The organism is Sporosarcina aquimarina (assembly GCF_023715615.1).
GTDB classification, from domain to species: Bacteria; Bacillota; Bacilli; order Bacillales_A; family Planococcaceae; genus Sporosarcina; species Sporosarcina aquimarina_A.
Window position 1 is genome coordinate 212375 of sequence record NZ_JAMBOM010000004.1, and the last position, 8977, is coordinate 221351.

Annotated in this window: 11 protein-coding genes; 6 read left to right on the forward strand and 5 right to left on the reverse strand. The window is 39.0% G+C overall.

The annotated features are described in order from the left end of the window. Positions 1 to 30: 30 nt before the first annotated feature. From M3197_RS12480 to M3197_RS12495, 4 genes are all read left to right on the forward strand, one after another. Positions 31 to 930, forward strand: a complete 900-nt coding sequence (locus tag M3197_RS12480) for a DoxX-like family protein (protein ID WP_251661908.1) — start codon at positions 31 to 33, stop codon at positions 928 to 930. Between the two features lie 8 nt (positions 931 to 938). Then, positions 939 to 1544 carry a DUF4166 domain-containing protein gene (locus M3197_RS12485; RefSeq protein ID WP_251661909.1) on the forward strand — a complete coding sequence of 202 codons (606 nt, stop codon included), beginning with the start codon at positions 939 to 941 and terminating at the stop codon, positions 1542 to 1544. Further along, positions 1516 to 3123: a YndJ family protein gene (locus M3197_RS12490; RefSeq protein WP_251661911.1), complete on the forward strand. Its 1608-nt coding sequence runs from the start codon at positions 1516 to 1518 to the stop codon at positions 3121 to 3123. Before M3197_RS12485 ends, M3197_RS12490 begins: the two co-directional genes overlap by 29 nt. A 156-nt stretch (positions 3124 to 3279) precedes the next feature. Next, a complete protein-coding gene (locus M3197_RS12495; RefSeq protein ID WP_251661913.1) occupies positions 3280 to 3531 on the forward strand; it encodes a hypothetical protein in 252 nt (83 codons plus the stop codon). Positions 3532 to 3701: 170 nt separating this feature from the next. Here M3197_RS12495 and M3197_RS12500 read toward each other — a convergent pair whose 3' ends face one another. Next, entirely contained in the window at positions 3702 to 4310 is a 609-nt protein-coding gene (locus M3197_RS12500; RefSeq protein WP_251661914.1) for a cupin domain-containing protein, read from the reverse strand. 275 nt (positions 4311 to 4585) lie between these two features. Next, on the reverse strand, positions 4586 to 5020 hold the full coding sequence (locus tag M3197_RS12505) for an immunoglobulin-like domain-containing protein (protein ID WP_251661916.1): 435 nt from the start codon (positions 5018 to 5020) through the stop codon (positions 4586 to 4588). Between the two features lie 125 nt (positions 5021 to 5145). Here M3197_RS12505 and M3197_RS12510 point away from each other — a divergent pair, with 125 nt between their 5' ends. Then, entirely contained in the window at positions 5146 to 5304 is a 159-nt protein-coding gene (locus tag M3197_RS12510; protein ID WP_251661917.1) for a hypothetical protein, read from the forward strand. Positions 5305 to 5399: 95 nt separating this feature from the next. Here the strand turns inward: M3197_RS12510 and M3197_RS12515 are convergent, their stop codons facing one another. Next, entirely contained in the window at positions 5400 to 5861 is a 462-nt protein-coding gene (locus M3197_RS12515) for a nucleoside deaminase (RefSeq protein ID WP_251661918.1), read from the reverse strand. A 166-nt stretch (positions 5862 to 6027) separates the two neighbouring features. Then, on the reverse strand, positions 6028 to 6567 hold the full coding sequence (locus M3197_RS12520) for a GNAT family N-acetyltransferase (protein WP_251661919.1): 540 nt from the start codon (positions 6565 to 6567) through the stop codon (positions 6028 to 6030). A gap of 934 nt (positions 6568 to 7501) precedes the next feature. On the opposite strand from M3197_RS12520, the gene M3197_RS12525 reads away from it, so the two are divergent. Continuing rightward, complete coding sequence (locus tag M3197_RS12525; protein WP_251661920.1) at positions 7502 to 8773, forward strand: RidA family protein; 1272 nt, start codon at positions 7502 to 7504, stop codon at positions 8771 to 8773. A 122-nt stretch (positions 8774 to 8895) separates the two neighbouring features. Here M3197_RS12525 and M3197_RS17480 read toward each other — a convergent pair whose 3' ends face one another. Beyond that, positions 8896 to 8976: an IS3 family transposase gene (locus tag M3197_RS17480; protein WP_432814000.1), complete on the reverse strand. Its 81-nt coding sequence runs from the start codon at positions 8974 to 8976 to the stop codon at positions 8896 to 8898. Between the last annotated feature and the right edge of the window lies 1 nt (position 8977).

Here is an 8977-nt window from a genome sequence, read left to right on the forward strand (position 1 = left end):
CATCAACAAGTGCGTCGGAAGGTGAAAACTATGAAGTTAAAACCAATTTATGTGGAAATTCTTATAGAGGTTCCGTTACAACGGGTGTGGGAAGCTTCGCAAGATCCAGACTTACATTCGCAGTGGGATTTACGCTTTTCTTCCATTCGCTATTTACCTAAGGAAGACGATCAGCCGCAACGGTTTACATATACACGAACTGTCGGTCCCTTTATAACAGTAGAAGGGTGGGGTGAAAGTAGTGGATCTGCTTATTTGGAAGATGGTTCACGCAGTTCTTCTTTACGCTTCGGCACGGATCAAAAAATCTCGCCGATACGTGAAGGTCGCGGCTATTGGAAGTATGAGCCGATGGAAGAAGGTACCAAGTTTTTGACGCAGTATAATTATAAAACAAACTTCGGGAAGGCTGGAGAACTGATTGATCGGTTGTTTCGACCGTTAATGGGATATGCAACTGCACTGAGTTTTGATGTCCTTAAACGATGGATCGAACACGGGGAAGCCCCGATAACTCAATATCGCCGTTTTTTTACAATGCAACTTCTCACACTATATTTCGCCTTTCTATGGATGTATCAAGGTCTCGTACCTAAACTCCTTGCGATGCATCCACAGGAAAAGGCCATGGTTGCAAGCGGTCTGTCGCTTTCAGATGCTTCAGCGACGAATGTCGTCTGGGCGATTGGTTTGGCTGAAGTTCTATTTGGAGTTATTTGGTTGCTCTATCGCAAGAAACGACATCTCTTAATCTTGCAAATGGTCGCCTTTCCGTTGTTGACTATTGCAGCCTATGTAGCCGCTCCGGAAACTGCCATTCATCCATTCAATCCCATCACTTTTAATTTATCATTACTCGTGCTGACAGGAATCGGCTTGCTTGTGAGCCGGGATCTTCCAACTGCAGAATCGTGTAAAAGAAAGAGGTGAAGTGCGAAGTGTCGATTTATCTAAAAATTATGGGGGACGATTTTTTCCGTCTTCATCCGATGCTTCAAAAAAGATATGCCTTTGAAGAGCCGGTTTTTCAAGCGGCAGGAACGATGAATCGCATATCGGGTGGCCCGAAATGGCTTTTTCCGCTCTTCCTATTGGGGACAAGACGAAAATTCGTTTTTCCGGAAAGTGGAACGAATATTTCGTTTACGATTGTCAATTCATGCTTTACTAATTCGGCAGGCGACGAACAAATTCACTGGGAACGAGAATTTAGTTTCCCAAAAAAAATACGCTATTTCAATGCCTTGATGAGTTTGGATGAACAACGAATGGTTGTGAAAGATTACCTCGGGGAACCTACAATCTTTTATTCGGATTTGGGGTTTACCGTAGTGGATGGTCACGCATTGAAAATCGAATCATTGAATCAACGATTGATACTCGGGAAGATAGAGATTCCATTGCCGAAATTTCTGCAAGGATTAGCGACAGTTGTAGAGTCGTACGATGAGCTGCATGGTGTCTTTCGAATTCATGTCGATGTCAAGAACCCATTGATAGGTAAGGTATTGTCATATGAAGGAGAGTTTACAGCGGATGCGTAAGTTTGTCATAATTCATATACTGTTGTTTATGGTCGCAATCGTTTTCAGTGATGCGCCATGGCCATACGCCTTGTTGGTGGTTGCGCAACTTGTGTACATTCCAGTTCTATTACGAATGGTCTGTACGGAACGCGATTGGTTTTGGAAGTATTATCCGTATGTCGCCATTCCTGCTTATACCGCGGTTGTGCTTGGACAAGTAGTCTCTACCAGATGGGATGGATGGATTGCTACACTGTACTTATTGTTTACGGTATACATAGCTCTTTATGGAATCACCCGGTTTCTTCGTCGAGGATTTACGAATGTCGAGGAGTTTGCGATCGATCTTGGCCTCGTATACTTAGCCATGGGTGGTGGTTGGTATGTTGCTTTTGTTGCGGGAATCGATTTGGGGTTTAGTCCGTTGCTTACGTGGTTGACTGCCATCCATTTTCATTATTCCGCTTTTATATTACCGATTTTCATAGGGTGGATAGGGCGTTTGCATCGATCGATTTTGTATCGGTGGGCGGTGGCAGCATTGCTTGCAGCACCGATGATCGTAGCGGTCGGGATTACGTTTTCACGATGGATTGAAATGTTCTCAGTCCTGTTTTATATCTATGGCTTTTGCGCGATTATCTGGATCGTTTGGCAACTTTCTTTCGCTTCTAGTTTGCAAAAGTGGTTGTTGCGCATAGCGTTTAGCGCACTTGCGGTCACTATTACGTTCTCCATGCTGTATGTACTGAGTAATGGTTTTGGTCTATTTTCGGTTACGATTGATTTCATGCTTCGTTTTCATGGGGTGTTGAATTGTGTCATATTTGCTTTAGTCGGCGCAATTGGGTGGTCGTTGGATGTGCCACCATCTAGTTTTGTGCCGCTCACTTTTCCGAGGAGCGGGATTCGCGGAAGACAAGTTGCGGAAAAAATCGGCCAAGTGGGTGGGCATCGTGGACTATCTGATGAATTATCTGTTTACGGAGTGTCGTCTGGTTCGGTCTCTCCTTTAATTATTCGTTTTTACGAGCACACGCTAGATTTCAGGCTTTACGCATCGACCCACTGGCATCGCTGGTTTAAGCCGTTTGCGTTTCTTTATTCGTTCATCAGTAAACGCACGCAGCAAATTAATTTACCATTATATTCTGACGCGGTCGAGATGACGGGGAATATCTTTACGTTGGATGAAGGACTCGATGAACGGGAAAAAGTGCGCGTGTGGGAACGAAAAGTCGGTGAACAGACGATTTTCACTGCTCTTTATTCGCAGCATAAAACAAATGAACGTATGTACATGAATATTGCGTTGCCCTTACCTTATTCGACAATGACGGGAATTTTGGAGTTGCAGGCAGTTGATGAAGGATTGCAGCTTACAAGTAAACGGACAGATCCAGCTTCAGATACGGGAGTATATTTGTCTTTCAACAATAGAGATTTATTCACATTACCTCTGCAAGAAACATTTTTCATTCAGGAAACAGAGAAGGGTAATTTAAAAGCCACACATGAAATGTGGATATTTTCGATTCCTTTTTTAACGATTGATTATTCGATTGTTTACAAAGGAGCTGATGAGAAACGAGGATAGTAAGAGGTTCCTGTGCATGAAACTTTCGTGTTTGTTTAAAATTCCGACCATAGGCACAGGATGTATATTACTCATACCTTAATACGTTGTAGGTATACGATTAAGGAAGGATTCCCGTCTCATATATCGAAGTGTAGAAATAAGGAGGGAATGCTCATGACAAACGAAGACGTAAACAAGCTATCTGATAAGCTGCTGCAAAGTCTTTATGATTATCACTTTGCTTATAATGGAGAAAGCTACACACTACCAAAAGCAATGCTAAATGCCGATGTTAATAGCAAATTGGCAATTGACTATCTTATCGAACAGGGATATGCCTCAAACAACGGGGGAGATTCGGATCATCTAGTTTTAGCAATAACGGAGAAAGGCATGGACTATATAAAAAATAAGCAGATCCATTAAGCGAAGAAAAAGAACGTCTCTTGGGGCGTTCTTTTGTTTGTCACCAAATAGAAAATAGGAAACATGAGTAGGATATGAAGCATGTTGACAGATATGAACAGACTACTCCTGTAACAAGAATAGACATGGAAATATCCATGCCTATATTCCACATTCTTTCGAAATTCACCTTAGTAATATCGGTACCCAGATTGGTAATTCGGATAATACTGTTGATGATATTGCGCAGTTCTATTATTTTTACCTCGATCACACCCCACAGATGGACCTATATAAGTTGAAGGCTTCACTGGTTCTATCACTTTTCTCCATTGATTTTCATCGAGACAATACGTATGAGCCATGATATTTGCAGGAGTATATTTTAGGATGTCAGAACCTAAGATTACCTCAGGAGTTGGTGCATCAAAAATTGCCAAAAGATGTGTGTTATCAGTAGTAGCCGTTTCGTAATGCCACCAACCTTGTGGAACATTGGCGACTTTCCCAGGTGTAATTGGAAAATTGAGTAATTCTTTTGTAAAAGGATTTAGTATCGAAACAGTAGCAGCACCAGAGATACAGTAAACAAGCTCAGCTGCATTTTGATGATAGTGAGGTTCTACCACATTATTAGTACTTAGGAAAATATCAAGCAGGGACACATTTTCTAATGTGTTTAACTGTTGAATACCTAAAACATTAATATAGTTTCTACCATCTTTTCTAAACAAAGGACTTTCATTTACATCAAAGGTGAACTGCGTAGTTGGTGAAGTATAATCAATAGTTGAATCCATAAGCACACCCTTCTCTGATAATGTCAAACGCGCATAGTTAGCACAATTACAGGATATGTATGGACTTGTTTTAGTGTGATAAGCACTATATTTTCTTGGGCTAGAATATAACCTTCAAAAAATATACAGCTACTCTTTGTATAATACATAAGAAAGATGTATTGGTAGACATAAAGATTACCGTGATGAGCTTTACAAATAAGAGTTATACCAGAAAGAAACTGTGCAACAACTTGCTCTGTTTATAAATGAAAAAAGCCTAACCTGGCTCTTTATCATTCTACAACTTTAAACGGAGCAGCAAGTTCGTCAGTAGTAGCCCGATATTCTCCTGGGGTTAGTCTGTACTTGAGATCATTTACATCAAGACCTAATGATGACAATTTATTTGGTGAATGAATCACAGCTTTTAGTCTCACTGATTTTGATTTCATTGGAACGTTGTACCATGTATCTTTCACTTTTTTTTCAAGAAGTAAATGACTACCTGTTATGTATTCTTGATTACTGTCGTTATGAATTTTAACAATAATTTCCTTGACTGATGTTGGGTATTCAGCTTTCTCAGTTTGGATAGTAACACCATTTTCCGAGTCCGGACTTTGTTGAGAAAGTGCTTCTTCCTTAAGATGTAAATCATCTGCTTGGTACCAAGTAATGAACAGAAGTAACAACGCCAAACAAAAAGCAGCAAATGTATATTTTTTCATTATGGAAACACCTCCAAAACTCATTATACCAAAATTTGGAGAGGGCAACAGAGAAGAGTTGTTAATGAACATTCCGAACAAGAGACGACTTAGACGGAAAGGGTGTCATAAGGAGTATTGATATTATGGGCGCAATTAAAAGAGCGATTGACAAGTATTGTCAAGTCACCAATAGCAAACTGATCGACTACCATAACGACCGATTATATTTCGTTGATAGCTGGGGAGAGGAGAAGAGTTATAGCCGTAAGGAGTTGAGTAGAGAAGTAGGAAATTTCAAGTAAGACATATTTCGAACATAATGCGAAGTAGCGAAACTACAAATATCCATGTTATACAAGAACTTCTAAATAACATGGATAAATGGACATTTACAAATTTAATGAGAAAATGTGTATTCTTCAAATACTTTTAGTCCTTCGGCATTTAATACCTGCTCTACTAAGACTGGCTTATTGGGACTTTTTTCAATTACCTCACTACACGAAATCATGATATTACTACCTGCAATTTTTGCTAATTGATCATGGGATACACTGTAGACAATTTTTCCTAAGTTAGACCATACCATGGCTCCTGTACACATTACGCAAGGTTCACAGCTGGTGTATAAGGTGTATTCACTTAGATCGAAAATGTTATTTTCAGAGCAAAAAGTACGTATAAGTCCAATTTCAGCATGATGAGTTGGATCGCAAAAACTGTGTATTTTATTTTCACCATACATTACAATTTCATCATTTTTTACTAAGATGGCTCCGAATGGTTCATTTCCATCTTTTCTAGCCTTCAATGCCAATTTAATGGCAACATCAATAAATTGTTCATCGTTTTTTGACATCAGAAAAACCCCCTATATAAAAGTATTATAGCATCAATCTACACAGTTTGAATTTAAGAAATACTACGTTATACGAACAAAAAAAACGTCTTTAACTAGGAAGAACCACTCATAATTTAAAATGAGTGGTTAAAGAGCGTATCTAAAGTTAGAGTCCATTACAAGTTTAGTCTTTCGGATTTATAATAGCTAACATCTGATGATCTTCCCATGATCCATTAATCTTAACGTTTTTCAAAGCTATTCCTTCTTTATGGAAACCAGCTTTTTCTAATACTCGAATGGAACCTATGTTATGTGGCATTACTCCCGCTTCAATTCGATGTAAGTTTAGTATTTCAAATGCATATTTAACAACTAACTTTGCAGCTTCGGTAGTATACCCATTACCATTATGTTCTCGGTCTAGGGAATAACCCAAAAGCGCACATTCACGCGGCCCTCGAAAAACTTGAAACAAGCCGATAGTACCAATTAGAGCATCATCGCTAATTTTAAAGATCCCGAATCGATATTCTAATTCTTTCTTTGTATTTTGTTCCCATTTTTTAATTAATTCTTCGTGAGCTTCTAAAGTCCAATAATTTTCAGGATGAGCAATAGAATAATTTTCAAAAAAAGCTCGATTTCTCTTTTCTAAACTTAATAATTCGACAGCATCTGATAGGGTAAGCGGTCGAATATATATATTTGTTATGTTCTCCATCAAATCTTCCTTTCTGTATGTATAGGTCTTAAAAATTATATCATACAAAAGACGTAGATCGATTCGCATTCCCAACTAAAAGTTACTCGATTAAATGAGAACATGACAGTTTTTACAGCGCTAAAAACAATAGCAATCATTGCTGTAGTATTTTGCTTGTAAATGGCCAGCTCAAGAATAAGTTCGGTCATTTAAAAAAAAGACAGCTAATCCTTATCGATCAGCCGTCCCTTTACAGTCACCTTTGCCTTTAGGCGAGTTAGGAGTATTTACAGGAAGAGGACGAACTATACCTATAACAAATAAAAGAGTGATGGCTTGACAATCCTATGGAAGGCTTTGCTACAGTTCACTCCCGTAAGTAGTTCTGAGTAATGTTCGCAAAAAAAGTGTCATAAAAAGGGAATTACACGAGAATCATCCATTTCCGTCTGAATAGTCACGTTCTCGAGACACATACATCCCTTTCACCAGTACATTTCCAGCACACAAATTACTAAATAGGACTTAAAAACATTAAAATTAGTAGAGATAGTATTGCAATTTCATAAAGATAATAGATTATTGAAATTTTCATGATAAGGTTGAATTATATACATAAACTTATACTCATCTTGAGGTGTGCCTGACGAGCTCACCTTGTAAGTTGCATAGTATCTCTTTTCAAGGCGACCAAGGACATAGTTAAGATGAAGTCAACGTAAGGCTTCAGAGCATGCCTTATATTGGCCCAATTTCATCTTCACAAGAGTTCTTCGGTATTGAGTACCATCTGCTTTTTGATTCGTTTTTGTGGATTTGTAAGAACATAAACCACAATGCGAATCTGGTTTACATCTTCACAAACACTGGGATTGGTAAAGATCATTTATACGATGCTAAACACGAGTGAATAACTATGTATATAAAAATCAGCTAAAAGGGGAATACTTACATGACAAACTTTAACGCAGTATCCGCAAAAAATACGGAGAATGCACCAAACGGTAACGGATTATCTTCACAAACTGTTGCTTTTTCTCATTACAATAATCTTTCGGCTCAATTACCAATTGATCCTAAGACTGGTAACTTGGTAGCTGGTGGTATTAAAGAACAGGCTGAACAGTGCTTTAAGAATATCGAGGCAATTGTAAACAGTATCAATCACGTTATGAGCGATATTGTTAGAATTACTGTATTCGTTAAGGATATTCAAGATGTTGACGCTGTAGACGAAGTTTATAAAACTTTCTTCCCAACTTATGTTCCATCACGAACTACAGTTGCAGTCGCAGCGTTGCCTATGGATGCTTTGGTACAAATTGAAGCACTTGTTTCACACGGTGAAGGAACAATTCCTAACGCACCACAAGCAGGAGATCTCATCAAGCTTACAAATAACACGGCAAATGCACCAACAAGTCCTCTTTCTACACAAACCGTATCTTTCTCTCATTACAACAATCTTTCAGCTCAGTTGCCAATCGATCCGAAAACTGGCAGATTGGTTACTGGCGGTGTGAAAGAGCAGACGGGACAATGCTTGAAAAATGTCAAAGCAATTTTAGAAAGTATCGATGTTCCTTTTGACGATATCGTCAAGGTCAATGTGTTCCTAAAAGACCTATCGGATACGGAAGCGGTAAACGAAGTGTATCAAACATTCTTCCCAGACTCAGCGATTGCTCGAGCTGTTGCGTATGTACCTGCACGCACAACAGTTGAAGCTGCAGCATTACCTATGGGGGCTTTAGTGCAAATCGAAGTAGTAGTTTCCCACGGTGACGGTACACCTCCGCAAGCAATTGACGACAGACACGGAATCGTAATCTGGGCAAACAACACAGAGAATGCACCAAAGAGTTCTCTTTCTACGCAAACTGTAGCGTTCTCTCACTACAATCATCTTTCAGCTCAATTACCATTGGATCCAAAAACTGGTGAAGTGGTAGCTGGTGGAGTAAAAGAACAGGCTGAACAGTGCTTGAAAAATATTAAGGCAATTGTAGAAAGTATCGACCACGTTTTGGAAGATGTAGTTAAAGTAAATATCTTCGTTAAAAACATTTCAGACATGGATGCTGTGGACGAAGCTTACAAAACATTCTTCCCAGGCGGTGTTCCTGCACGAAGAACAGTTGGGGTATCAGCTCTACCAAACGATGCGCTAATCCAAATTGATGCTGTTGTAGGAAACGCTGAAGGAACTCCTCCAAAAGCTTAATAGATGTTACTTGTTAATGTAAATAGTGCATGCGAAATAGCATATACTATTCATAAAAAGGAAGTTGTCTCAAATAATGAACTGCTCCCTGTCAAGTAGACAGTGGAAATAATAAAAAATCGTTAAGCGGCTTGAGCTCTGAATTCTAAAGGGCTTAAGCCGTTTAATCGTTTTTGGTAACGACTTGTATTATAGAAGTGAATA

Excerpts from the sequence above, each read along its gene's own strand:
- M3197_RS12505 (WP_251661916.1), bottom strand. The coding sequence starts at position 5,020 with ATGAAAAAATATACATTTGCTGCTTTTTGTTTGGCGTTGTTACTTCTG.
- M3197_RS12515 (WP_251661918.1), bottom strand. The coding sequence starts at position 5,861 with ATGTCAAAAAACGATGAACAATTTATTGATGTTGCCATTAAATTGGCA.
- M3197_RS12520 (WP_251661919.1), bottom strand. The coding sequence starts at position 6,567 with ATGGAGAACATAACAAATATATATATTCGACCGCTTACCCTATCAGAT.
- M3197_RS12510 (WP_251661917.1), top strand. The coding sequence starts at position 5,146 with ATGGGCGCAATTAAAAGAGCGATTGACAAGTATTGTCAAGTCACCAAT.
- M3197_RS12525 (WP_251661920.1), top strand. The coding sequence starts at position 7,502 with ATGACAAACTTTAACGCAGTATCCGCAAAAAATACGGAGAATGCACCA.
- M3197_RS12490 (WP_251661911.1), top strand. The coding sequence starts at position 1,516 with ATGAAGGAGAGTTTACAGCGGATGCGTAAGTTTGTCATAATTCATATA.
- M3197_RS12500 (WP_251661914.1), bottom strand. The coding sequence starts at position 4,310 with ATGGATTCAACTATTGATTATACTTCACCAACTACGCAGTTCACCTTT.
- M3197_RS12495 (WP_251661913.1), top strand. The coding sequence starts at position 3,280 with ATGACAAACGAAGACGTAAACAAGCTATCTGATAAGCTGCTGCAAAGT.
- M3197_RS12480 (WP_251661908.1), top strand. The coding sequence starts at position 31 with ATGAAGTTAAAACCAATTTATGTGGAAATTCTTATAGAGGTTCCGTTA.